The sequence below is a fragment of the Rhodovulum sp. MB263 genome (genome assembly GCF_002073975.1).
Lineage (GTDB): Bacteria > Pseudomonadota > Alphaproteobacteria > Rhodobacterales > Rhodobacteraceae > Rhodovulum.
This window is the reverse complement of sequence record NZ_CP020384.1, coordinates 2,686,971-2,710,511: the sequence shown is the minus strand read 5'-3', so window position 1 is coordinate 2,710,511 and position 23,541 is coordinate 2,686,971. Positions and strand designations below refer to the sequence as shown.

At 67.8% G+C, this 23,541-nt stretch carries 19 protein-coding genes; 8 read left to right on the top strand and 11 right to left on the bottom strand.

Translation table 11 applies throughout. From position 1 onward, the window contains the following. The first annotated feature begins 139 nt into the window (after window positions 1-139). Window positions 140-907 carry an NAD kinase gene (locus B5V46_RS12615; protein ID WP_080618050.1) on the top strand — a complete coding sequence of 256 codons (768 nt, stop codon included), beginning with the start codon at window positions 140-142 and terminating at the stop codon, window positions 905-907. Window positions 908-1,285: 378 nt separating this feature from the next. On the opposite strand, the gene B5V46_RS19830 is transcribed toward B5V46_RS12615, so the two are convergent. From B5V46_RS19830 to prpE, 4 genes are all read right to left on the bottom strand, one after another. Then, window positions 1,286-1,510 (bottom strand): hypothetical protein, encoded by a 225-nt coding sequence (locus tag B5V46_RS19830; protein WP_155774043.1) that lies wholly within the window; start codon window positions 1,508-1,510, stop codon window positions 1,286-1,288. 249 nt (window positions 1,511-1,759) lie between these two features. Next, the gene (locus tag B5V46_RS12610) at window positions 1,760-3,214 is read right to left on the bottom strand and encodes a sigma-54 dependent transcriptional regulator (RefSeq protein WP_080616929.1); all 1,455 of its coding nucleotides are present in this window, start codon (window positions 3,212-3,214) and stop codon (window positions 1,760-1,762) included. Continuing rightward, entirely contained in the window at window positions 3,211-4,740 is a 1,530-nt protein-coding gene (locus tag B5V46_RS12605) for a response regulator (RefSeq protein WP_196774244.1), read from the bottom strand. The genes B5V46_RS12610 and B5V46_RS12605 overlap by 4 nt, the downstream gene beginning before the upstream one ends. Before the next feature lie 270 nt (window positions 4,741-5,010). Further along, window positions 5,011-6,906 carry a propionate-CoA ligase PrpE gene (gene prpE / locus B5V46_RS12600; RefSeq protein WP_080616927.1) on the bottom strand — a complete coding sequence of 632 codons (1,896 nt, stop codon included), beginning with the start codon at window positions 6,904-6,906 and terminating at the stop codon, window positions 5,011-5,013. 189 nt (window positions 6,907-7,095) lie between these two features. Between prpE and B5V46_RS12595 the strand changes: the two genes are divergently transcribed. The 6 genes from B5V46_RS12595 (at window position 7,096) to B5V46_RS12570 (ending at window position 12,200) form a co-directional block, all read left to right on the top strand. After that, on the top strand, window positions 7,096-7,485 hold the full coding sequence (locus tag B5V46_RS12595) for a cytidine deaminase (protein WP_080616926.1): 390 nt from the start codon (window positions 7,096-7,098) through the stop codon (window positions 7,483-7,485). A gap of 1 nt (window position 7,486) precedes the next feature. After that, complete coding sequence (locus B5V46_RS12590) at window positions 7,487-8,797, top strand: thymidine phosphorylase (protein ID WP_080616925.1); 1,311 nt, start codon at window positions 7,487-7,489, stop codon at window positions 8,795-8,797. After that, on the top strand, window positions 8,794-10,005 hold the full coding sequence (locus B5V46_RS12585) for a phosphopentomutase (RefSeq protein WP_080616924.1): 1,212 nt from the start codon (window positions 8,794-8,796) through the stop codon (window positions 10,003-10,005). The genes B5V46_RS12590 and B5V46_RS12585 overlap by 4 nt, the downstream gene beginning before the upstream one ends. After that, window positions 10,002-10,985, top strand: a complete 984-nt coding sequence (locus B5V46_RS12580; RefSeq protein ID WP_080616923.1) for an adenosine deaminase — start codon at window positions 10,002-10,004, stop codon at window positions 10,983-10,985. Before B5V46_RS12585 ends, B5V46_RS12580 begins: the two co-directional genes overlap by 4 nt. Beyond that, window positions 10,978-11,610: a uracil phosphoribosyltransferase gene (gene upp, locus B5V46_RS12575; protein ID WP_075782631.1), complete on the top strand. Its 633-nt coding sequence runs from the start codon at window positions 10,978-10,980 to the stop codon at window positions 11,608-11,610. Before B5V46_RS12580 ends, upp begins: the two co-directional genes overlap by 8 nt. Window positions 11,611-11,675: 65 nt before the next feature. After that, entirely contained in the window at window positions 11,676-12,200 is a 525-nt protein-coding gene (locus tag B5V46_RS12570; protein ID WP_080616922.1) for an SPOR domain-containing protein, read from the top strand. Window positions 12,201-12,940: 740 nt separating this feature from the next. On the opposite strand, the gene B5V46_RS12565 is transcribed toward B5V46_RS12570, so the two are convergent. Both B5V46_RS12565 and B5V46_RS12560 read right to left on the bottom strand, forming a co-directional pair. Further along, entirely contained in the window at window positions 12,941-13,957 is a 1,017-nt protein-coding gene (locus B5V46_RS12565) for a hypothetical protein (protein ID WP_080616921.1), read from the bottom strand. A gap of 113 nt (window positions 13,958-14,070) precedes the next feature. Beyond that, complete coding sequence (locus tag B5V46_RS12560; RefSeq protein ID WP_080616920.1) at window positions 14,071-15,702, bottom strand: long-chain-fatty-acid--CoA ligase; 1,632 nt, start codon at window positions 15,700-15,702, stop codon at window positions 14,071-14,073. A 293-nt stretch (window positions 15,703-15,995) separates the two neighbouring features. Between B5V46_RS12560 and B5V46_RS12555 the strand changes: the two genes are divergently transcribed. Further along, entirely contained in the window at window positions 15,996-16,736 is a 741-nt protein-coding gene (locus B5V46_RS12555; protein WP_080616919.1) for a Hint domain-containing protein, read from the top strand. Here the strand turns inward: B5V46_RS12555 and B5V46_RS12550 are convergent. From B5V46_RS12550 to B5V46_RS12530, 5 genes are all read right to left on the bottom strand, one after another. Continuing rightward, entirely contained in the window at window positions 16,724-18,913 is a 2,190-nt protein-coding gene (locus B5V46_RS12550; protein ID WP_080616918.1) for a 3-hydroxyacyl-CoA dehydrogenase NAD-binding domain-containing protein, read from the bottom strand. The genes B5V46_RS12555 and B5V46_RS12550 overlap by 13 nt on opposite strands. Window positions 18,914-18,924: 11 nt before the next feature. Beyond that, window positions 18,925-20,136, bottom strand: a complete 1,212-nt coding sequence (locus tag B5V46_RS12545; protein ID WP_080616917.1) for an acetyl-CoA C-acetyltransferase — start codon at window positions 20,134-20,136, stop codon at window positions 18,925-18,927. 20 nt (window positions 20,137-20,156) lie between these two features. Next, window positions 20,157-20,792, bottom strand: coding sequence for a glutathione S-transferase family protein (locus tag B5V46_RS12540; RefSeq protein WP_080616916.1), 636 nt, complete (start codon window positions 20,790-20,792; stop codon window positions 20,157-20,159). 424 nt (window positions 20,793-21,216) lie between these two features. Then, window positions 21,217-22,995: an acyl-CoA dehydrogenase C-terminal domain-containing protein gene (locus B5V46_RS12535; RefSeq protein WP_080616915.1), complete on the bottom strand. Its 1,779-nt coding sequence runs from the start codon at window positions 22,993-22,995 to the stop codon at window positions 21,217-21,219. Between the two features lie 36 nt (window positions 22,996-23,031). After that, complete coding sequence (locus B5V46_RS12530; protein ID WP_080616914.1) at window positions 23,032-23,433, bottom strand: MerR family DNA-binding transcriptional regulator; 402 nt, start codon at window positions 23,431-23,433, stop codon at window positions 23,032-23,034. Window positions 23,434-23,541: the final 108 nt, after the last annotated feature.

Here is a 23,541-nt window from a genome sequence, read left to right as displayed (position 1 = left end):
GCCGTGGGTTCTATCGGAAGGCCGGGCATTGAAAAAGCCCGATCTGGCCCGGTTCGGCCGCTCCCGCGGGTCGGATGCGGGCCTTGTGTTTCCGATCGGCGCGCGCGAAGACTTGGCCGGAAACGCGAGGGAACAGGACATGGCCGGACCGACGAGGATTGCCTTTCTGGCAAGCGAGACCGCAAGCGCCGAAGGGGCGCTCGGCCGGCTGACGGTGCGCTACGGACAATGCAGGCCGGAACAGGCCGAGGTGATCGTGGCGCTGGGCGGCGACGGGTTCATGCTGCAGACGCTGCATGCCACCCAGGGGTTCGATCTGCCGGTCTACGGCATGAATTGCGGCACCATCGGTTTTCTGATGAACGAGTATCACGAGGACGGGCTGGCCGACCGGCTGGCGGCGGCGGAGGAAGAGATCATCAACCCGCTGCGGCTGAAGGCGACGCGGCCGGACGGGACCGTGGTCGAGGCGCTGGCGATCAACGAGGTCAGCCTTCTGCGCGCCGGGCCGCAGGCGGCCAAGCTCCGGATCTCGGTCGATGGCAAGGTCCGGCTCGAAGAGCTTGTCTGCGACGGGGCGCTGGTGGCGACGCCGGCGGGCTCGACCGCCTATAATTATTCCGCCCATGGTCCGATCCTGCCGATCGGGTCGGATGTTCTGGCGCTGACCGCGGTCGCGCCCTTCCGGCCGCGGCGCTGGCGGGGGGCGCTGCTGCCCAAGCGGGCGACGGTGACGATCGAGGCGCTCGAGCCGCGCAAGCGGCCGGTGATGACAGAGGGCGACAGTCGCGGGGCAGGGGTGGTCAGCAAGGTCGAGATCCGCTCGGAAGCGACGATACGGCACCGCATCCTGTTCGATCCGGGCCACGGGCTCGAGGAACGGCTGTTGCGCGAGCAGTTCCTCTGAAGCCTTTCGCCTGAAACCCGCAAGCTGGTGGATGCCCGTGAAGGGCCCGATAGGCTTCACCCTTTTCAGCAGGATGGATCCTGTCGGCACCATTGCATCCCCGCGTCCGACAGGGGCCCGGAGGTGCATCCTGGAAGGTTCGAGCGGGCGGGCCTCGGCCGCCTGGCCGGGATGTCGCCCGGGACCGGAGCAAGCCGGGCGCGTCGGATCGGACTGACAGGCCATGCCCGAGCGGCAGTCCGGCAGTCCGGGGGCGAGCGCCCGGACCCGGCAGGCAGGCTGCTCGTCCGGCCGTCATCGAGGAACCGGTCGCTCAGGCCCCTGACATCCCGCGTTTCGAACCGGGCGATGCGCTTGCTGAAGCGGAAGGGGTAAGGTTCAGTCCGCGTCAATAGCCGGGGTGCCGAGCGGCGGTCCCGGCTTCAGCGGCAAGACAAGTCGCTGCGCGTCACCGAACGCTTCCGCGCCCGCGTGCGGCATCAGCCTGCGGACCGGATAACGTGGCGCCTCTCCGCCATGGTCGCCCGGCCCGAAGGCGTCGTGTCCCTGGATGGCAAGGACAACAAGGAAACGATCCGGGGATCGTTTTCCGGTCACGCTCACCGCCGAGCTTCCGGCTCAGCGCCGCACTCGGGCTTGCAATCGGCTCATGTTGCCACTCTGACACGGCGCGCGGTCGTGGCACCGCCATGACGAAGCTCGGCCATGGGGTTCCATTTCGACGAATGGACCGCATCCTCAAACCATGGGATCAAACATCCGGGCGCGGTCTGCATTCAGAGGCTGTTCGTTCCGGTCCCCGCCTCGGGGCCGATCGGAGACGGGCCCCCCGGTGGCGGTGCAGGCGGAGCGTCAATGCGTGGTGTGAAGATCCGCTTCGGTGCCATCGGTATGGGTGTCCTGCTGCTTGCGCGCCCAGGCTTCGCGCTTGCGATAGAGGGTCGAGGGGGACACGTCGAGCACGCGTGCCGCGCGCGGCAACGAGCCGCCTTCGCGGGCGATGGTGCCCTCGATCACCACTTGCTCGATTTCGGCCAGCGTCCGTCCGATCAGATCCTCGATCTGGATCGGTTCGGCATCGCCGTCCATGGCCCGGGACATGCCCCGTCCCGAGGCGGTGATCCGGTCATGTTCCTGCTGCAGCGCGATCGGCAGCATCTCCAGCGTGATTTCCGGCCCCTGGTTCAGCACCACCGCATGGCGCAGCACGTTCAGCAACTGGCGCACATTTCCCGGCCAGGGCAGGCGTCGGAACAGCTGCGCGACCTCGGGCGCCAGCCGGTCGAAGCTGCGCTCTTCCTCGGCCGAGAGCTTCTCGAGCGCCGATTGCGCGATCTCGACCACATCCTCGCCGCGCTCGCGCAGCGGCGGCAGATGGATCGGCACCACATGCAGCCGGTAATACAGATCCTCGCGGAACCGGCCCAGCCGGACCTCTTCCAGCGGATCGCGATTGGTGGCGCAGACGATCCGGACATTGACCTTGCGCGGATGCGAGGCACCGATGGGCTGCACCGTCGAGGTCTGCAGGAAGCGCAGGAGCTTGGTCTGAAGCCCCATGTCCATTTCGCAGATCTCGTCGAGGAAGAGCGTGCCGCCATCGGCCACCGCCGCCGCCCCCGGCTTGTCGGCCAGCGCCCCTGTGAAGGCGCCCTTGAGATGACCGAAGACCTCGGATTCCAGAAGATCGCGCGGGATCGCGGCGCAGTTCAGCGGCACGAAGGGCCCGTCGGCACGGGCCGATGCGGCATGCACCGCCTGCGCGCAGATCTCCTTGCCGGTGCCGCTTTCGCCGGTGATGAAGACGGTGGCTTTCGAGCGGCCGACCGAGGCGATCCGGTCATAGACCGCGACCATCTGGGGCGAGCTGCCGACGAAGCCCGAGGGCGGCTCGAACGTGGTCCGGGTCGGCGCCGGGGCAGGCGGTGGGTCGGCCGCCCTGCGCTCGGCCAGCGCGGTCTCGACCGCATGCAGGAAGCGCTGTTCGTTGAAGGGCTTGAGCAGGAATTCATAGGCCCCCGCGCGCATCGCCTCGACCGCGCGGTTGATCGAGCCATTGGCGGTGACCACGATCACCCGGGTCTCGGGGACGAGCGCCAGGAATTCCTGCAACAGTTCCTGCCCGGGACGGTCGGGCAGCATCAGGTCGAGCAGAACGACCTGCGGTCGCAGCTCGCGGAAGGCGGCCAGTCCCTCTGCGGCGGTCGAGGCCGAGACCACCTTGTAGCCGGCATTGCGCAGCACCGTCTCGTAGATCATCTGAAGCGAGGGCGTGTCCTCGATCAAAAGAAGCGGGGGGACGGTCATGCGCCTGCCTTGCTGTAACGGGTGGCGAATTCGGCCTCGAGCGCGGTGCAGAGCTCTTCGATATGCGCGACGATCTGCGGACCGAGCTGTCCGACCTCGGTGTTGTCCTGCCTGCGGGCGGCGGAGTTCAGATGTTCCGCAAGCGCCTGCAACGTGCCATTGCCCACCGCGCCGGCCAGCGAGATCAGCACATGGGCCTGCGACAGCAGCATCGTCCGGTTGCCACGTTCGAGTGCCTCGACCAGGCCGGCGCGCACGGCCTCGAGATCGTCATGCATCCGGGTCAGAAGCTCGCGCCCGTCTTCCGGTCCGGCCAGCGCCAGCAGCCGGTCGAGATGCAGCGCGTCGAAGGGTACGGGGCGCTCGGAGACGTGGGCGCAGTTGCAGGGCCGCCGGTTCAGCACCCCCATGATCGCCTCGCCGAAGGCGTCGAGGCTCATGATCGGCTTGGCCAGAATGCCGTCGGCGCCGGCGGCATAGATCTGGTCCCGATTGGCGGCAAGCACGAAGGCCGTCACCGCCAGCACGGCCGTTCCCGGACTGTCGCCCTCGGACGTCCGCAGCCGCCGGATCACGTCGATGCCCGACAGGCGCGGCATCTCGATGTCGATCAGGGCCAGGTCGAAACGACGCGCCGCCAGGATCTCGGCTGCGGCCTGACCGTCCTTGACCATGGTGCAGCGTGCCCCCAGCGTTTCGAGCATCTGCCGCATCAGCAACTGGTTGGTCGGGTTGTCCTCGGCCAGAAGCACGTCGCAGCAGGACAGGTCGGGCAGGTCGCGCAGATCGCCCCGCGTCTGCACGCCCGGCGCCCAGGCCGAGCGCGGCAGGATCACCGAGACCTCGGCGCCGCCCTCGGCAAGATTGACCAGCTGGAGCTGGCCGCGCACCCGCCGGGCCAGGTCGCGCACGATATGCAGGCCCAGACCGCTGCCCGGCTGGCTGCTTTCGGCCGGGCGCCCGGCGAATTCGAACAGCCGGGCCATGGCCTCCTCGGAAAAACCCGGTCCGGTGTCGCGCACCCTGAAGCAGAGCGATTCCCGCGGGCCCATATGGGTTTTCAGCCGCACCGTACCGGCGGCGGAGTATTTCATCGCATTGCTGATGAGATTCGAGAGAATCCGTTCGAGCGCTGCCGGATCGGTGCCGATGATGCCGGGCAGGTCGGTATGGATATCGAGCGCGAAAGCCAGGCCGTGTTCCTCGGCATGGGCCTGCCAGCGCCCGGCGATGCGCTCGAGGAAGGGCAGCAGCGCGGTATGGATCGGCGCCTCAAGCTGGTCGATCTCGTCGCCGGTGATCAACGCCAGGGTCTCGTCGGTCAGGCGCGCCAGCTGTTCGGCGGCGCTTTGGACCCGTTTGAGCTGCAGCCTGGAATCAGGGTCGAGGGGCCCCAGCTCGGCCAGTGACAACCCGCCGAGAATATCTGCGATCGCCGAGCGCATGTCATGACCCAGCATCGCCGCGCGCTTTTGCGCGCCACGCCCGGTCTCGGACAGATCCGCGCGAAAGCCGCGGTCCGCCAAGCCTAGACCCCTGTCGCCAGGGGGGGTGCGTTCCGGCATCGGCAACATTGCTGCACTCGCATGAGTTGCATTTCTATCTTATTATCCCGCATGAGGCCGCATACCAACCTGTCTATTGGTTGGTTTACGCGGTATCGCGGAAAAAACCTGCAGTAATGGTAAAAAATACGAGAGCCGACGCAAGGTTGTCCATGCGCCGGCCCCGGTTTTCGGTTTTTTTTCCGCTCAGGGGCCCGATGCGGGGCCCCTGAGGCAGGGGGATGCGGGGGCTCAGGCCGCCTGCGGATAGCCCAGCCGCTTTACCGCATCGGCGATCTCGTCGAGGATCGCGGGGTCGTCGATGGTCGCGGGCATCTTGAAATCCATCCCGTCGGCGATCTTGGACATGGTGCCGCGCAGGATCTTGCCCGACCGGGTCTTGGGCAGGCGGTCGACGATGCAGGCCAGCTTGAAGGCAGCGACCGGGCCGATCTGGTTGCGCACCAGCGTGACGCATTCGCGGAGGATCTCGCCGTGATCGCGGCTGCAGCCCGCATTGAGGCAGAGAAAGCCCATCGGCAACTGCCCCTTCAGCTCGTCGGCCACGCCGATCACCGCGCATTCGGCGACGTCGGGATGGCTGGCCAGCACCTCTTCCATCGCGCCGGTCGAGAGCCGGTGCCCGGCGACGTTGATGACGTCATCGGTCCGCGCCATGATGTAGAGATAGCCGTCCTCGTCCTTGTAGCCCGCATCGCCCGTCTCGTAATAGCCGGGGAAATGGGTCAGGTAGGATTTCTCGAACCGCTCATGCGCGTTCCACAGCGTGGGCAGCGTGCCCGGAGGCAGCGGCAGCTTGACCGCGATGGCGCCCAAGGTGCCCGGGCCGACCTCATGACTGCCCTCGTCGAGGATGTGGATGTCATAGCCCGGCATCGGCACCGAGGGCGAGCCGACCTTCACCGGCAGCTTCTCGATCCCCAGCGGGTTGCCCGCGATGGCCCAGCCGGTTTCGGTCTGCCACCAATGGTCGATCACCGGCACGCCCAGCATCCGCTGTGCCCATTTGATGGTGTCCGGATCGGCGCGCTCGCCCGCGAGATACAGCGCCTTCAGCCCGGTCAGGTCGTATTTGTTGAGGAATTCGCCGTTCGGATCCTCGCGCTTGATGGCGCGGAAGGCGGTTGGCGCGGTGAAGAAGCTTTTCACCTTGTGTTCCGAGATCACCCGCCAGAACACGCCGGCATCGGGGGTGCCCACGGGCTTGCCCTCGAAGACGATGGTGGTGTTGCCGTGGATCAGCGGGGCATAGCAGATATAGCTGTGGCCCACGACCCAGCCCACATCCGAGGCGGCCCAGAACACGTCGCCGGGATCGAGGTTGTAGATGTTCTTCATCGTCCAGTTCAGCGCCACCAGATGGCCGCCGGTCGGACGGACCACGCCCTTGGGCTGGCCGGTGGTGCCCGAGGTGTACAGGATATAGGCGGGGTGGTTGCCCTCGACCGGCACGCATTCGGCTGGCCGCACGCCGTACTGGAAACCGTGCCAGTTCACGTCCCGGCCCTCGGTCAGCTGCGCCACTTCCTGTTCGCGCTGGTAGATCACGCAGAATTCGGGCTTGTGCTTGGCCTGCTCGATGGCGCCGTCCAGCAGGGGCTTGTAATGGACCAGGCGACCCGGCTCGATCCCGCAGGAGGCGGCCATGATGCATTTCGGCTTGGCATCGTCGATCCGCACCGCCAGCTCATGCGCGGCAAAGCCGCCGAACACCACCGAATGCACCGCACCCAGCCGCGCGCAGGCCAGCATCGCCTCCAGCGCCTCGACGATCATCGGCATGTAGATGATGACCCGGTCGCCCTTGGTCACGCCCTTGTCGCGCAGAGCCCCCGCCAGCGTCGCCACGCGGTTGCGCAGTTCCACATAGGTGATCTCGCGCTTGGTATGGGTGATCGGGCTGTCATAGATGATCGCGACCTGCTCGCCGCGGCCCTGCTCGACATGGCGGTCGACCGCGTTCCAGCAGGTGTTCACCATGCCGTCGCTGAACCATTCGTAATTCGGGGCATTCTCGTCGAACAGCGCCTTGGAGGGCTTTTCCACCCAGTCGATCGCCTCCGCGGCTTCCATCCAGAAGCCGTTGGGGTCCGTTTTCCAGTGCTCGTAGACCTCGGCATATGACATGACTTTCCTTCCCTCCGCGTAGCTGGCGCAATTCTGTTACGCACCGACTTTGAGTTGCGCAAGATAGAAACTCTTCCATCTGCGAATGTTAGCGCAATCGCCCGCCAGGCGCGCTGAATCGTCGCAATTCCGGGCGGGCTTGCATCGGTCGCGGCGGCACCGCAGATTGTCCTGGAAACGGAGGATCCGATGCCGCTACTGACCGCTGCCCGCGCGGTGCGCGAAAACGCCTATGCCCCCTATTCGCGCTTCAGGGTCGGGGCGGCACTGCTGGGGGCGGACGGGCGGATCCATGTCGGCTGCAATGTCGAGAATGTGGCCTATCCCCAGGGCACCTGCGCCGAGGCTGGCGCGATTGCCGCCATGGTGGCCGCGGGCTGTCGCGAGATCCGCGAGGTCGTGGTCATCGCCGACAGTCCCGATCCGGTGCCACCCTGCGGCGGCTGCCGCCAGAAACTGGCCGAATTCGCCGCGCCCGGGGTTCCGGTGACGCTGGCCACCACCGGCGGCGCCACCCGGCATGTCACCATGGCCGAGCTCTTGCCCGGCGCCTTCACGCCCGCGCATATGGGCCGCTGAGATGGATGCCCGCAGCATCATCGCGCGGGTCCGCGATGACGAAACCCTGACCGAAGAGCAGCTGCGCTGGTTCGCCGACGGCCTCGCTTCCGGCGCGGTCACCGATGCCCAGGCCGGGGCCTTCGCCATGGCGGTGCTCCTGAACGGGCTGACCGATCCCGAGCGGGTCGGGCTGACGCGGGCGATGCGCGACAGCGGCAAGGTGCTCGACTGGGACCTGCCGGGCCCGGTGCTCGACAAGCATTCCACCGGCGGTATCGGCGATTGCGTCTCGCTGGTGTTGGCGCCCGCGCTGGCGGCTTGCGGGGCGTTCGTGCCGATGATCTCGGGGCGGGGGCTCGGTCATACCGGCGGCACGCTCGACAAGCTCGAATCGATTCCCGGCTATCGCGGCGAGGTCCCGGTCGCCGCGCTGAAATCGGTGACCGCCCAGGTCGGTTGCGCCATCGTCGGCGCCTCGGAGGATATCGCCCCCGCCGACCGCAGGCTTTACGCGGTCCGCGATGTCTCGGGCACGGTCGAGAGCATCGACCTGATCACCGCCTCGATCCTGTCGAAGAAGCTGGCCGCCGGGCTCGAGGCGCTGGTGCTCGACGTCAAGGTCGGCTCGGGCGCCTTCATGAAGGACATGGAAGAGGCCGAGGATCTTGCCCGCGCGCTGGTCGCGACCGCCCAGGGGGCAGGCTGCATGACGGCCGCGCTGATCACCGACATGTCCCAGCCGCTGGTGGGCGCGGCGGGCAATGCGCTCGAGGTGATCGAGGTGATGGAGACCCTGACCGGGACCGGCGTCACGCCCGCGCTCTGGGATCTGACCTGCGCGCTTGGCGGCGAGGTGCTGGCGCTGGGTGGGTTGGCCGCGGATGCCGCCGATGGCGCGCAGCGTATCGGCCGGGCGATCGAGACGGGCGATGCGGTGCTCAAATTCGGCGAGATGGTCGCCGAGCTCGGCGGCCCGGCCGATTTCATCGAGCGCTGGCCCGACCGGCTGCCGGCCGCGCCCGTCCTCTACGAGGTCACGGCCGCCGATGCCGGCATCGTTCAGGAAATCGACGGCGCGGCGCTGGGGCGTGCGGTGGTGGCGCTTGGCGGCGGGCGGCGGCGCGAGGGCGACCGGATCAATCCGGCGGTGGGGCTGGCCGAGATGGCGGCGCTGGGCGACCGGATCGCGCCGGGCGAGCCGCTGGCCATCGTCCATGCCGCCAGCGAGGCCGATGCCGAGGCGGTTCAGGCCGGGGTGCGCGCGGCGTTCCGGATGGGCGACGAGATGCCCGATATCCCGCCTCTGGTGCATCAGAGGGTCCTGCGATGACGCGGGCCTTCCTGGTGGTGATGGATTCGGTCGGCTGCGGCGGCGCACCCGATGCGGCGGAGTTCTTCAATGACGGTCTGCCCGATACCGGCGCCAATACGCTTGTTCATATCGCATGGGCCTGTGCCGAAGGCCGCGCCGAGACCGGCCGGTCCGGCCCGCTGAAATTGCACAATCTCGACACGTTGGGCCTTGGCGCCGCGATCCGTCTGGCCTCGGGCGAGGCTGCGCCGGGGCTTGGCGCCCGGCCGCAGGGGCTCTGGGGCGCGGCGACCGAGCTGTCGCGCGGCAAGGACACGCCCTCGGGCCACTGGGAACTGGCCGGGGTGCCGCTGCCCTGGGACTGGAGCTATTTCCCGCGCGAGATCCCTGCCTTTCCCGAGGATCTTCTGGCCGAGATCCGCCGGCTTGCGGGCACCGGGGGTACGCTCGGCAATTGCCACGCCTCGGGCACCGAGATCCTCGAGCGGCTCGGCGCCGAGCATATGCGGACGGGCTGGCCGATTCTCTATACCTCCTCCGACAGCGTCTTGCAGATCGCGGCCCATGAGGAACGCTTCGGGCGCGACCGGCTGCTGGCGCTCTGCGCGGCGATCGCCCCCCGGCTCCATGCGATGCGGATCGGCCGGGTCATCGCGCGCCCCTTCATCGGCAGCGCCGCAGCGGGCTTCACCCGGACCGCCCACCGCCACGATTATGCGATGGCGCCGCCGGCCCCCACGCTGTGCGACTGGGTGCAGGCCGAAGGGCGGCGGGTGCAGGCCATCGGCAAGATCGGAGACATCTTCTCGATGCGGGGCATCGACGAGGTCCGGACCGGTCCCGATGCCGAGTTGATGGAGCATTGGGCCGATCTGATGGAAGCGGCCCCCGAGGGCAGCCTGACCTTCGCCAATTTCGTCGAATTCGACAGCCTCTACGGCCACCGCCGCGATGTTGCGGGCTATGCCCGGGCGCTGGAGTGGTTCGATGCCGCCCTGCCGCGCATCCTCGGGCGGATGCGGCCCGGCGATCTCGTGCTGATCACCGCCGATCACGGCAACGACCCGACCTGGCGCGGCACCGACCATACCCGCGAGCGGGTGCCGGTGATCGGCGCTGGGCGCGGCACGCGCGCGCTGGGCCTGCGCGCCTTCGCCGATACCGCCGCCAGCATCGCCGCCCATCTGGGCGTTTCCCCCCAAGGCCCCGGACGGAGTTTCCTGTGACCGAGTTGCCCAAGATCGAATTGCACCACCACCTGGAGGGCGCGGCGCCGCCGGCCCTGATCCGCGATATGGCCCGGGCGCGAAACCTGGACATTTCCCGCATTTTCGATGCCGGGGGCGGCTATGTCACCGGCGATTTCCTGCAGTTTCTCGACATCTACGAGGCCGCGTCCTCGGCGCTGAGGACACCCGAGGATTATGCCCGGCTGACAGCGGCCGTGCTCGAGGAGACGGCGGCCGAGGGGGTGATCTATCTCGAGACCTTCCTCGCGCCCGATTTCTGCGGCGGCTGCGATCTTTCGGCCTGGGTCGAGCATCTCGAGGCGATCCGCGAGGCGGCCGGACGGGCCGAGGGCCAGGGTATCCTGCTGCGCGCCAATGTGACCTGCATCCGCCATTTCGGCCCCGAGCGGGCGCGCGAGGCCGCGCTTTGCGCTGCCGAGACCGCGGGCGATTTCGTCGTCGGCTTCGGCATGGCGGGCGACGAGCGCCGCGGGCGGGCGCGCGATTTTGCCTATGCCTTCGACATGGCCCGCGAGGCTGGGCTGGGGCTGACTGTGCATGCCGGCGAATGGTGCGGTCCGGCCTCGGTGCGCGAGGCGCTGGCCGGTCTCAGGGTCGACCGCATCGGCCATGGCGTGCGCGCCATCGAGGATCCGGGTCTCGTCGATCATCTGGTCGAGGCGGGCACGGTGCTGGAAATCTGTCCCGGGTCCAACGTGGCGCTGGGGCTATACCCCTCGCTGGCCGCGCATCCGGTCGAGCGGCTCAGGCGCGCGGGCGTCAAGCTGACCGTCTCGACCGACGATCCGCCCTTCTTCCACACCTCGATGCGGCGCGAATATGCCCGGCTGGCCGAGGTCTTCGGCTGGGAAGACAGCGATTTTGCCGCGATGAACCGGGTGGCGCTCGACGCCGCCTTCTGCGATGCGGAGACCCGCGCAAAGCTAAAGACACGCCTGGAGGCCGCCGATGTATGACCATCTGACCGTCGTTACCCACCCGCTGGTGCAACACAAGCTGACGCTGATGCGGGACAAGGCCACATCGACCGCCGGGTTCCGGCAGCTTCTGCGCGAGATCAGCCAGCTTCTGGCCTATGAAATCACCCGCGAGCTGGAAATGACCACGCGGCGGATCGAGACCCCGCTTCGCGAGATGGACGCGCCGGTTCTGGCGGGCAAGAAGATGGCGTTGATCTCGATCCTGCGGGCGGGCAACGGGTTACTGGACGGGGTGCTGGAACTGGTGCCCTCGGCGCGGGTGGGCTTCGTGGGTCTCTACCGCGACGAAGAGACCCTGCAGCCGGTGCAGTATTACTTCAAGGTGCCGCAGGATCTGAAGGACCGGCTGGTGATCGTGGTCGACCCGATGCTGGCCACCGGCAATTCCTCGGCCGCTGCGGTCGATCTGCTGAAGCAGGCCGGGGCCAATGACATCCGTTTCATGTGCCTTCTGGCCGCGCCCGAAGGGGTTGCCCGGATGAAGGAGGCCCATCCCGATGTGCCGATCGTGACCGCCTCGCTCGACGAGCGGCTGGACGAGCAGGGCTATATCATGCCCGGGCTCGGCGATGCCGGCGACAGGATGTTCGGAACGCGGTAGCGGAGTTCCGGCTTTACTCCTTCCGGAGGCGGTGGCAGCATTCCCTGCAAACGGGTGAGATCGACATGGGCTTTCCGAGATATTGTCAGGCCGCGACCGTCGCGCTTGCGCTTTGCGCGGGCGGCACCGGTGCGCTTCGTGCGGAACCGGTCACTGCCGGGGTGGCGCCGTTGCAGGTGCCCCCCGGCTATCGCGAGGTCTGGGAAGACGATCGCCTCAATCCGCTGCGCGGGCCGCGCACCGAATGGGGCGATGCCCAGATGCGGAGCGTCTGGACAGAGCAGGTTCCGCAGCGCCTTGTCGATCCGGGCCGGAGGAAGGCGGTATCGGCCGTGGCGCCGGTGGCTGGCGCTTCCGCTTCGGGCCGTCGCTATATCCAGGTCGGAGCCTTTCCCGAATCCGATGCGGCCGCCGAGGCCGTCGCCGATCTGCGCCGCCTGGGCCTGCCCGCGCGGCAGGGGCGGGTGATGGCCGATGGCGCGCTGGTGACCATCATCTTCGCCGGGCCCTTCGGCGATCGCGACAGCATGGGCCGGGCCCGCGGTGCGCTGATCGGGGCGGGCTACGCGCCGGTCGCGACCGGTCGCTGAGGCCCTGTCGGCCCGAGGGGCGCCAACCGGCCGGCCCGCGGTCGAGATCCGGCCCCCGCGCCACCGGGGTCTGCGGCGCGATGCGCTGTCAGAGCGGGCGGAAGCGGCGAGGCATTACCCGTACGGGATGGGCGCCGGGCGCGCGGCGTACGTGAGAGCTTTCCCTTGAGCCATTCGTTGCGGAGCCGGGCGTCGCGGCTTTCCCGGCATCCGGTCTTCCCGGATCGCCCGGCCCGAAACAGGCGGGGTTCTTGCTTCTGGCCGTCCTCCGCGCGCGGGTTTTCGGCGCGACGGGGGCGTGCCAATCCCGGGCTTTGTGACCGCGGGTGGCCGCCGCCGCTGCAAGCGATCCGGCCGGGCATCGAGCGGATCGTATGGCGGTGCGTTCTGCGGATCCGGACCTTTCGCGCCTCCCCGCCGGGCGATGGCGGGAAAGGCCTGCGGTCAGGTCTCTGCCCCATAATGCTGCTGCACGGCCTCCGGACGCGAGGGGCGGGGGGCAGGCCGCCTCTCGGCGCGGACTGTCTTCTCTCGCCTGCGCTATCGCGGGATCATGCGGCCTGCGTTGGTCCTCGAAGGCCCTGTCGCGCGATGCCAGACCGTAATGCCGGATCCGGCGCAGCCTTCGGACGATGTCTTCCGCCGTCTGGCCATCGGCCGATCTGCCGCTGGCGGGAACAGTCCATCCCGGCGGGCATTCCGGATCATTCCGGCCCATTCCGGCGCGGCGCGGGCGGGGCTCACCCGCCGCAGATCGCCTGCAGCCGCAGCCAGTCGCCATCCGAAATCGGCGGATCGGTCTCGCGTCCGCGCAGCGGGTCGCCCTCGATCAGGCCGCGCTGGCTTTCGCCGGTGACATCGAGGGCCAGCGCATAGGGGGTCGAGGGCAGGCCCGCCTCGCGGAACCGGGCCAGCAACTCTGCCTCGGGCAGGGGGGCCTCGGGGGCGATCAGCACCTCGCGGGCATAGGCCGACAGCGCCGCCTCGGGCAGGGTGCCGGTCGTCAGCAGCCGGAAGGTCGCCAGCGGCCCGGCCGCGCGCAGGAGGTCTCCCAGCGGGTCGGAGCGGGTGGCGCGCAGATCCTCGGCCAGGATGAAGCCCGCCACGGCGGCGACGTCCTCGTGATCCTCGACCAGCGCCCGGTTCAGGAGGATCAGCCCGCCGGGCAGATGCAGCGCCCTGGGCAACCCGCCCGGCAGGACCCGCACCCGCTTGCCGCTGCCGGGCAGGAGCCGCTCGCTCAGCCGGTCGAGCGCGCGCTGCCCGCCCGCCCGCTCGCAGGGCGTTCCGGCGGCGCGGGCCATGTGGCCCAGCACCGCGCGGCCGATCTCGGCGCGGATCTCGGGCGGTGCGACCGCCACGGTCTGGCGCACCAGCGCACCCGGCAGCCAGAACAGCGCCAGCGCGGCGATGCCCGCGACCGTGGCCGCGACGATCCAGATCCGCAGCCGCCCCGGGCGCGGCCGGGTGCGGCCGATGGCCTTACGCACGGTCTCGAGCGCATCGACCATCAGCTCATCCTCGATCTCGAGCGTTTCGTCGCTGTCGGCGCCGGGGGAATACAGCGCGGGGCTCTGGCCCGGGTTCAGCCGTTCGAGCGCGGCCAGCGACCAGTGGGTCAGCACCCGTTCGGCACTGTCCGAGACCACCAGCGAGGCGTTGCCGAAGGACAGGATCACATCGCGCCGCTGGGCTTCGGGGCTTTCGCGCCAGAGGCCCGGGCTTTCGAGGCGTTGGAATTTCTTGAGCGCCGTCATGGGCGACCGGTCTGGCCTTCTGCTTGCGCGGGGTTTGCGGCCGGACGATAGCCCACCCGGCCGCGGCCCACAATGTCACAACGGCAAGCTGCGGCGCAGAGGCGCCTGCGGGCCTAAAGCGCCCTGGCGACCTTTCTCAGCTCGAATTTCTGGATCTTGCCGGTCGAGGTCTTGGGCAGATCCTGGAACACCACGCGCTTGGGCGTCTTGAAGCCCGCGAGCCGCTCGCGGGCAAAGGCGATCAGCGTGTCGGCATCGACCTTGTGGCCGTCCTTGAGTTCGACGAAGGCGCAGGGCACTTCGCCCCATTTCTCGTCGGGCTTGGCCACCACCGCGCATAGCAGCACGTCGGGATGGTGCATCAACACGCCCTCGATCTCGACCGAGCTGACATTCTCTCCGCCCGAGATGATGATATCCTTGGCCCGGTCGGCGATCTCGAAATAGCCGTCCTCGTGCTGATGGGCCAGATCGCCCGAATGGAACCAGCCGCCCTTGAAGCTTTCGCGGGTGGCGCGGGGGTTCTTGAGATAGCCCTTCATCACCCCATTGCCGCGGAACATGATCTCGCCCTGATGCTGTCCGTCCATCGGCACCTGTTCGAGGCTCTTGGGATCGAGCACGGTCACCTCTTCCATGAAGGGCATGGCCACGCCCTGACGGGCCTTCAGCCGGGCCCGTTCCTCGGTCGGAAGCGCGTCCCACTCCTCGGCCCGCCAGGTGCATTCGGTCGCCGGGCCATAGGTTTCGGTCAGCCCGTAGACATGGGTGATGTTGAAGCCCAGGGGCTCGATCGCGGCGAGCGTCGCGGCGGCGGGCGGGGCGCCCGCGGTGAAGACCTCGACCGAATGGTCGAACGCGCGCCGCTCCTCGTCCTTCGCGTTGACGATCATGTTCATCACGATCGGGGCGCCGCCGAAATGGGTCACGCCCTCGTCGGCGATGGCATCGTAGATGGCGCGGGCGGTGATGTCGCGGCAACAGACGACAGTGCCGCCAAGCGCCGCGATCATCCAGGTGTGGCACCAGCCGTTGCAGTGAAACAGCGGCACGATGGTCAGGTAGGTCGGGTGCATCACCAGACGCCAGCTCACGATCTGGCCCATCGCGTTCAGATAGGCGCCGCGATGGTGATAGACCACGCCCTTGGGCCGCCCGGTGGTGCCCGAGGTGTAGTTCAGCGCAAGGCTTTCCCATTCGTCCTCGGGCATGATCCAGTCGAAATCCGGATCGGCCCCGGCCAGGACGTCCTCGTATTCCGGGAAATCGCCGAAATCATGCACGCCCTCGGGGTCGTCGCCGACCTCGATGATCACCGGCCGCTCGCCCTCGAGATCCTCCAGCGCATCGGCCGCGAGCGGCAGGAATTGCGGGTCGACCAGCAGCACTTTCGCCCCGCCATGGTCGAGGATGTAGCTGACGGTATTGGCGTCGAGCCGGATGTTGATGGTGTTGAGCACCCCTCCGCAGGCAGGCACGGCCCAGGTCGCCTCGGCCTGGGCGGGGACGTTCGGCAACAGCGTCGCCACCACGTCGCCGGGTTTCACCCCCATCGCGGCCAGCGCCGAGGCCAGACGCGTCACCCGGTCATGATATTGCCGGTAGCTGTAGCGCCGCTTGCCATAGACCAGCGCGGTCCGGTCGGGAAATACCCGCACCGCCCGCTTGAGAAAAGACAATGGAGTCAGCGGCACATAATTCGCCGCACATTTCTCCAGACCGGTTTCATCAGACAGCCATCCCATGGCCCACCTCCCTCGCTCGATACGCGCTCCCGGTCCGATCTTGGCCAGAGCATCCGCCGGAGGGAAGGGGGCTCGTCCCCTCGGCGGACCGCGACCGCGCTTTTTTGCCGGCTGTCGCGCAGCGGGAGGGACGCGCCCTTGCCGCAATGCCGACCTTGTCGCGTCCAAATGGGGTCTGGTTTCTGGCCTAGAACAGGTCGCGCCGCGTCTTCGGCCTGACGCGGCCTTGAACGCGCCGCGCCGCCGGGCAGGGTCCTGATCCGGCGACCGCCCGGAACTGGGAGGCAATCGCGATGGTCTTCAGTATCAGCTTTCTCGGTGCACGCCCCGTCGGTGAGATGGCGGAGGCTGCCGGGAACGGCGTCGGAACGCCGCTGCCGGTCGGTCTCGTCCGCGGCTTCACTCTGGGAACGCGGGTCGCGACCGGGGCGGGGTGCCGTGCGGTCGAGCTTCTGGAGCCGGGCGATTGCGTGTTGACCGTCGAGCGGGGGGCGCAACCGGTCCGCCGGATCGAGCGGGGCTATCTCTGGCAGGGGCCGTCGGCCTGTCCGCCGCCGCTCTGGCCGCTCGAGGTGCCCGCCGGCGCGCTTGGCAACAGGCGCAGGCTGATATTGCTGCCCGAACAGAGGGTGTTGATCGGATCCGCCCTCGCTGCCGAGATCCATGGCACCCCCTTCGCGCTGCTGCCCGCGCGCCTGCTCGATGGCGTGATGGGCATCCGGCGGGTGGCGCCTCCTGCGGGGGAGGCGGTCGGGGTCGTCTCGATTGCCTTCGAGGCGCCCGGAACCGTTTATGCCAATGGGGCGGCACTGGTGCAGTGTTCCTCGTGGCAGGCGGAGGGCGCCGGGGCGGCAGACCGCCCCGAGGATCCTCGTCCGGGGGCACCCCGTTGCGGCATCACGCCCGGGCTGGAGAAGGCCCGGCGGATCGTGGCAGCGCTCGAAGGCGCGCATGCCGGGGCGGCGATCCCGCCCCGGCTGCCCATGGTTCGGACCGTTCCGCTGCTCGACGCGCTGCTCCGTCACGCGGCCTGAGCGTCGGGGGCGAAGCGGGCGTAGAAGGTCTCGCCCTTGTCAGCCATCTCTTCCAGCAGGGCGGGCGGCGCGAAGCGCTTGCCATGCCGCGCGGCCAGATCCTCGCACAGCGAGGCGGCCCGGCCTGGCCCGATCATGTCGAGCCAGGACAGAGGCCCGCCCGACCAGGGCGCAAAGCCCCAGCCGAGGATCGCGCCGACATCGCCTTCGCGGATGTCCATCAACACGCCCTCCTCCAGCGCCCGCACCGCTTCCAGCACCTGTGCGAAGAGCAACCGGTGCTGCACCTCGTGCACATCCGGCTGATCCGCCGCGGGCGGGAATTTCGCCGACAGCCCGTCCCAGAGCCCGGTCCGCTTGCCCGCATCGTCATAGGCATAGAAACCTGCCCTGGCCTTCCGACCCAGGCGTCCCTCATCGGCCAGCCAGAAGATCACCTCGTCCACCGCGTCGTCGGGATAATCCTCGCCCATCGCGGCCTTCGTGGCCTTGGCGATCTTCACGCCCAGATCGATCGAGGTCTCGTCCACGAGTTGCAGCGGCCCCAGCGGCATGCCCACCAGTTTCGCCGCATTCTCGATCAGCGCGGGCGCGACGCCCTCGGCCACCATCCGGATGCCCTCGTTGATATAGGGAATGATGCAGCGATTGGCGTAGAAGAAGCGTGCATCATTGACCACGATGGGGGTCTTGCGGATCTGGCGCACGAAATCGAGCGCCTTGGCCACGGCCCGGTCGCCCGTGGCCTTGCCCTTGATGATCTCGACCAGCAGCATCTTCTCGACCGGGCTGAAGAAGTGAATGCCGATGAAGTCTTCGGGCCGGTCCGCAGCCCTGGCCAGATCGGTGATCGGCAGGGTCGAGGTGTTGGTCGCAATAATGCAATTCTCGTCCACCACGGCCTGCACCTTCTTCGTCACCTCGGCCTTGATGCCCGGGTCCTCGAACACCGCCTCGACGATCAGATCGGCGCCTTTCAGCGCGTCATAATCGGTGGTTGCGGTGATGCGGTTCAGGATCTCGGCCTTCTTCCCGGGGCTGGCCTTGCCGCGCTTGATGCCCTTGTCCATGTAGGATTCGGTATAGGCGCGGCCACGGTCGGCGGCCTCCTGGCTCTGGTCGACCAGCACCACCTCGATCCCGGCCTGGGCCGAGACCAGCGCGATGCCCGCGCCCATCATGCCCGCGCCGAGGATGCCGAGCTTTTTCACCGACTGGTCGGGTACGCCCCCGGGCCGCACCGCGCCCTTTTCCAGCGCCTCCTTGTTGATGAAGAGCGAGCGGATCATCGCCGAGGAAGACGGGTTCATCAGCACATGGGTGAACCAGCGCGCCTCGATCTTCAGCGCGGTGTCGAAGGGCACCAGCGCGCCCTCGTAGACGGCCGACAGCAGCGCCCTGGCTGCCGGGTAGACCCCCTTGGTCTTGCCATGCACCATGGCCGAGGCGCCGAGGAAGGTCATGAAGCCCGCCGGGTGATAGGGCGCACCGCCCGGCATCTTGTAGCCCCTCTCATCCCAGGGCTTGACGATGTTCGGTTCGGACAAGACCCAGGCGCGGGCGGCTGCCACCGGGTCCTCGGCCACCTCGTCGATCAGCCCCGCGGCTTTCGCCTTCTTCGGGTCGGACAGCTTGCCTTCCAGCAGGAAGGACGAGGCCCCCATGGCGCCCAGCTTGCGCACCAGCCGCGTGGTGCCGCCGCCGCCCGGGAAGATGCCGACCATGATCTCGGGCAGGCCGATCTTGGCCTTGGGATTGTCGGCGGCGAAGATCCGGTGACAGGCCAGCGGCAGTTCCAGCCCGATCCCGAGAGCTGTGCCGGGCAGGGCGGCGGCAATCGGCTTGCCGCCCTTGTTCCTGTCATCCATCCCCGCGCGCTCGATCTTCCGCAAGAGACCGTGCAGCCGCATGGTACCGTCGAAAAGCCCGCGCGCCGGATCGTCGCCCGCCTCCTGTTTCATCCGGGCGATGATATTCAGGTCCATCCCGCCCGCGAAATCCTTCTTGCCCGAGGTGATGACCACGCCCGTCACGGCATCGTCCGCAAGCGCGCTGTCGATATGGGCGTTCAGCTCCTCGATGCCGGTCAGGCTGAGCACGTTCATGCTTTTGCCGGGCACGTCCCAGGTGATGGTCGCGATGCCGTCCGTGTCGGTCTTGTAGTGAAATTCGGCCATTCTCGCCTCCCTCAGACCCGTTCGATGATGGTTGCGGCGCCCATGCCGGAGGCCACGCAAAGCGTGGCAAGCCCGGTGCCCTTGCCGCTGCGCTCGAGCTCGTCCAGCAGCGTGCCGAGGATGATCGACCCCGTCGCGCCCAGCGGATGCCCCAGCGCGATGGCCCCGCCGCAGGGATTGACCACGGCCGGGTCGACATCGAAGGCCTGCATGAAGCGCAGCACCACGGCCGCGAAGGCCTCGTTCACCTCGAAGAGATCGATGTCGGAAATCTGCATGCCGGCATCCTTCAGGATCTTCTCGGTCGCGGGCACGGGGCCGGTCAGCATGATGGTCGGATCGGTGCCGATCTTGCAGGTCGCCCTGATGCGGGCCCGGGGCTTCAGCCCATGCGCCTTGCCGAATTCGGCATCGCCGATCAGGATGCCGGCCGCGCCGTCGACGATGCCCGACGAGTTGCCCGCATGGTGGACATGTTCGATCCGTTCAAGATGCGGGTATTTCATCAGCGCCAGCTGATCGAAGCCCGGCATCATCTCGCCCATCTCCCTGAACGAGGGTTTCAGCGAGCCCAGCGTCTGCATGTCGGTGCCCGGGCGCATGTATTCGTCGCGCCCGAGGATGGTCAGTCCGTTGACGTCCTTCACCGGCACGATCGAGCGGGCAAAGCGGTCCTCCTCCCAGGAGGTCGCCGCGCGCTTCTGGCTCTCGACCGCCAGCCCGTCGACATCGTCGCGCGAAAAGCCGTATTCGGTCGCGATGATGTCGGCCGAGATGCCTTGCGGCACGAAATAGGTCTTCATGGCAAGGCTGGGATCGACCGCGATTGCGGCGCCGTCGCTGCCCATGGCGACCCGGCCCATCATCTCGACCCCGCCCGCGATATAGGCCCGGCCCGCGCCGGCCTTCACCTGGTTGGCGGCGAGGTTCACGGCCTCGAGCCCGCTGGCGCAGAAGCGGTTGATCGAAAGCCCCGGGATCGATTCATCTAGCCCCGAGGCCAGCACCGCGCTGCGCGCAAGGCAGCCGCCCTGTTCGCCGACCTGGGTCGCATTGCCCCAGATCACGTCCTCGAGGGCGTGGCCCTCCAGCCCGTTGCGGTCCTTCAGTGCGTCGAGAACCACGGCCGACAGCCGGAGCGAGGTCACCTCGTGCAGGCTGCCATCCTTGCGGCCCTTGCCGCGCGGGGTCCGGACGGCATCGTAGATGAAAGCGTCTGTCATATGTCCTCCTCGTCAAACTTTCAGGCCCGGTCGGCGGGCGAGCCGGGCATCATGTCATAGGGGTGCTTCCAGCCGGGCAGGGCCTCGATCCGGCCAAGCCAGGCGTCGATGGCGGGAAAGACCTTGCGATCGAAGCCGAAGGGTTCGGGGTAGAACAGATAGCCGCAGCAGGCGAAATCGGCGATGGTGGGGCCGTCGCCCACCAGCCAGCCGCGGTCCTCCAAGACCCGCTCGAGCGTCTGCAACGCGGCCTTCACCCGGCCCGACAGCCAGCGGATCGCCTCTTGCGGTCGTTTTTCTTCTGGCAGGAAGTTCATCATGAAGCGCAGGCTGCCGGCCTGGCCCGACATCTTGTGATTGTCCCAGAACATCCAGCGCAGCACCTCGCGCTTCTCGGCGGCATCGCGCCCGCCGAACCGGCCGCTTTGCTCGGCGGCCCAAAGCTGCATGGTGCCCGATTGCGAGAAGGTCTCGCCACCGGCGACCATGACCGGCACCTCGCCCATCGGGTTCAGGGCCAGAAAATCGGGGCGCCGCGCGGCGCCATTGAAGAAATCGACATAGACCGGCTCCCAGTCGAGCCCGCTGAGGGTCAGGGTCAGCGCCGCCTTGTAGGCATTGCCGCTTTCGCCGAAGCAATAGAGCTTGATCGTCATTCCAGGCCTTTCCTGTTTCTGCCGGTTTCGCGTCGTTTCGCCGTGTCGACCGGTCGCTCCGTGCTGCCATGGGTATTTGTGCCAGGAAGAAGGCCCGGACTTCGGTCCCGGAAACCCCGCATTAACGTTACCGCGCGCAGGATCGGAGCGCGGTACAGGCTGGGGAGCCGATGACCGCCCAGGGAGAAGGCCCTCCGTTCCGCGCCTCCACCCCGGGATCGCCCGGGGGCGCCGTCGGGATGGAGGGCTGCCCCCACCTGTCTTCTTCCTGGCGAAAATACCCATGGCGCGACATCCGCCGCCCGGGAGGGTCGTCCGGGGCGGCGCAGGGCGCACCGACAGGGGCGCAAGCAGGGGCGCAGGCGTTTCGGCATGTCTTTCCGGTCCGATGAGGCGGAGGCGGGCGGCCCTGAGGCCGCACCGATCAGAAATTCGCCGCGTCGAGGGCCATGACCGGCTCTGCGCCGCTCCGGATACGCGCGAGGTGCAGGGACGTGGCGGGCAATTGCCGGGCCATGTAATAGCGCCCGGTCACGAGTTTCGCCTCGTGGAAGGCGGCATTGCCTTCCTTTGCCGCCAGCGCAGCCCGCGAGGCCACTGCCATTTTCGACCACATCAGCCCGAGGCAGACATGGCCGAAGAGATGCATGAAGTCGTAGCTTCCGGCGAGCGCGTTCGCCGGGGTCTTCATGCCTTCCGCCATGAAATAGGTCGCGGCCGCCTGCAGATCCTTCGAGGCGGATTTCAGCGGGTCGAGGAAGCCTTCCTTCAGCGCGGCATCGGCATCATGTTCCGCGATGAAGGCCTTGACCATATCGAAGAAGGCCATCACCGCCTTGCCGCCATTCAGCCCGAGCTTGCGGCCGACCAGATCGAGCGACTGCACCCCGTTGGTGCCCTCGTAGATCATGGCGATGCGGGCATCGCGCACGAATTGCTCGGCGCCCGCGGCGCGGGTGAAGCCGGTGCCGCCATAGGTCTGCTGCGCCAGCACCGTGGTCTCGAAGCCCTTGTCGGTCAGGAAGCCCTTGATGACCGGGGTCAGGAGCGAGATCATCGCCTCGGCCTCCGGATCCTGCCTCCGGTGGGCGCGGTCGATCATCTGCGCGCCCCAGAAGGTCAGTGCCCGGGCGCCCTCGACGAAGCTTTTCTGATCCATCAGGTTGCGGCGCACATCCGGGTGGACGAGGATCGGGTCGGCCGGGCCGTCCGGATTGGCGGCATCGCCCAGCGCCCGGCCCTGAAGCCGTTCCTGCGCGAAGGCCAGCGCGTTCTGATAGGCGACCGCCCCTTGCGCATAGCCCTGAAGGCCCACGCCCAGCCGGGCCTCGTTCATCATCGTGAACATGGCGCGCATGCCCTTGTGTTCCTCGCCGACGAGGAAGCCGGTCGCCCCGTCGTAATTCATCACGCAGGTGGCATTGGCATGGATGCCCATCTTCTGTTCCAGCCCGCCGCAGGCCACGCCGTTGCGCCGGCCCGGAGCGCCGTTCTCGTCGGGCAGGAATTTCGGCACGATGAAGAGCGAGATGCCCTTGATCCCTTCGGGACCGCCTGGGATCCGCGCCAGCACCAGATGGACGATGTTCTCGGTCAGATCGTGCTCGCCGGCCGAGATCCAGATCTTGGTGCCGGTGATGGCGTAGGTTCCATCCTCCTGCGGCTCGGCGCGGGTCCGGATCAGGCCGAGATCGGTGCCGCATTGCGGCTCGGTCAGGTTCATCGTGCCCGACCAGGTGCCCGCGACCATCCTGGGCACATAGGTGGCCTTCTGCTCGTCCGAGCCATGGGCGAGGATCGCCGACATCGCGCCGTGGCTCAGCCCCTGATACATGTTCAGCGCCATATTGGCCGAGACGAACATCTCGCCCACCGCCGAATTGATCAGATAGGGCATGTTCTGCCCGCCGACCTCTTCGGGCATGTCGAGCCCGATCCAGCCGCCCGCGCAGATCTGGTCATAGGCGGCCTTGAAGCCCTCGGGCGTGCGCACCACGCCGTTCTCCAGCTGGCAGCCCTCGGCGTCTCCACTCGCATTCAGCGGCGCCAGGACCTCGGCGGAAAGCTTCCCGGCCTCGCCCAGGATCGCCCCGGTGAAGTCGCGGTCGAGCTCGGCATAACCGGGAATGTCGGACGCGCCGATCTTCAGCACGTCATGCAGCAGATACTGCATATCCTCGGTCGGTGGGGTGTAGATCGGCATGCGCTCCTCCCTTGAACGTCATCCCAACCGCATCTGTCACTCGGCGGCGGGTTTCCTTTTTCCCAAATGCTCCAGCCTGGCCTCTCCCCAGGCAAGCTGGCGTCTCAGTTCCGAAATGGCATCGTCCAGTTCGATACGTTGCCGCTCCATCGCCGCCAGCCTTTCGCGGGCCAGCTCGCAGGTGCGGCGGAACTGGGTCTCCTGTCCGTCGTCAAGATCGTAAAGATCCAGCATCTGCCGGATTTCCTCGAGGCTGAAGCCGAAGCGCTTGCCGCGCAGAATCAGTTTGAGCCTCGCGCGGTCGCGCCGGCCGTAAAGCCGCCGCTGGCCCTCACGCAGGGGAGAGATCAACTCTTTGGACTCGTAGAACCGCAGGGTACGCGCGGTTACCTCGAAAGCATCGCACATCTGGCGAATGGTCATCAACTCGTCGGTCATTGGTCGTCCGGATACGTCACACAGACCTCTGTCCTGCGCGCTTTTGCGACAGGTTTCAAGGTTTGTTTACGTTTACGTAAACGTAACGCCACGTCGCGAGTTGTCGAG

What these genes read in the sequence shown, in the direction of transcription:
- B5V46_RS12570 (WP_080616922.1), top strand. Translation starts at nt 11,676, where the DNA reads ATGGGCTTTCCGAGATATTGTCAGGCCGCGACCGTCGCGCTTGCGCTT.
- B5V46_RS12555 (WP_080616919.1), top strand. Translation starts at nt 15,996, where the DNA reads ATGGTCTTCAGTATCAGCTTTCTCGGTGCACGCCCCGTCGGTGAGATG.
- B5V46_RS12535 (WP_080616915.1), bottom strand. Translation starts at nt 22,995, where the DNA reads ATGCCGATCTACACCCCACCGACCGAGGATATGCAGTATCTGCTGCAT.
- B5V46_RS12565 (WP_080616921.1), bottom strand. Translation starts at nt 13,957, where the DNA reads ATGACGGCGCTCAAGAAATTCCAACGCCTCGAAAGCCCGGGCCTCTGG.
- B5V46_RS12560 (WP_080616920.1), bottom strand. Translation starts at nt 15,702, where the DNA reads ATGGGATGGCTGTCTGATGAAACCGGTCTGGAGAAATGTGCGGCGAAT.
- B5V46_RS12590 (WP_080616925.1), top strand. Translation starts at nt 7,487, where the DNA reads ATGGATGCCCGCAGCATCATCGCGCGGGTCCGCGATGACGAAACCCTG.
- B5V46_RS12610 (WP_080616929.1), bottom strand. Translation starts at nt 3,214, where the DNA reads ATGACCGTCCCCCCGCTTCTTTTGATCGAGGACACGCCCTCGCTTCAG.
- B5V46_RS12545 (WP_080616917.1), bottom strand. Translation starts at nt 20,136, where the DNA reads ATGACAGACGCTTTCATCTACGATGCCGTCCGGACCCCGCGCGGCAAG.
- upp (WP_075782631.1), top strand. Translation starts at nt 10,978, where the DNA reads ATGTATGACCATCTGACCGTCGTTACCCACCCGCTGGTGCAACACAAG.
- B5V46_RS12530 (WP_080616914.1), bottom strand. Translation starts at nt 23,433, where the DNA reads ATGACCGACGAGTTGATGACCATTCGCCAGATGTGCGATGCTTTCGAG.
- B5V46_RS12615 (WP_080618050.1), top strand. Translation starts at nt 140, where the DNA reads ATGGCCGGACCGACGAGGATTGCCTTTCTGGCAAGCGAGACCGCAAGC.
- B5V46_RS12550 (WP_080616918.1), bottom strand. Translation starts at nt 18,913, where the DNA reads ATGGCCGAATTTCACTACAAGACCGACACGGACGGCATCGCGACCATC.
- B5V46_RS12585 (WP_080616924.1), top strand. Translation starts at nt 8,794, where the DNA reads ATGACGCGGGCCTTCCTGGTGGTGATGGATTCGGTCGGCTGCGGCGGC.
- prpE (WP_080616927.1), bottom strand. Translation starts at nt 6,906, where the DNA reads ATGTCATATGCCGAGGTCTACGAGCACTGGAAAACGGACCCCAACGGC.
- B5V46_RS12595 (WP_080616926.1), top strand. Translation starts at nt 7,096, where the DNA reads ATGCCGCTACTGACCGCTGCCCGCGCGGTGCGCGAAAACGCCTATGCC.
- B5V46_RS12540 (WP_080616916.1), bottom strand. Translation starts at nt 20,792, where the DNA reads ATGACGATCAAGCTCTATTGCTTCGGCGAAAGCGGCAATGCCTACAAG.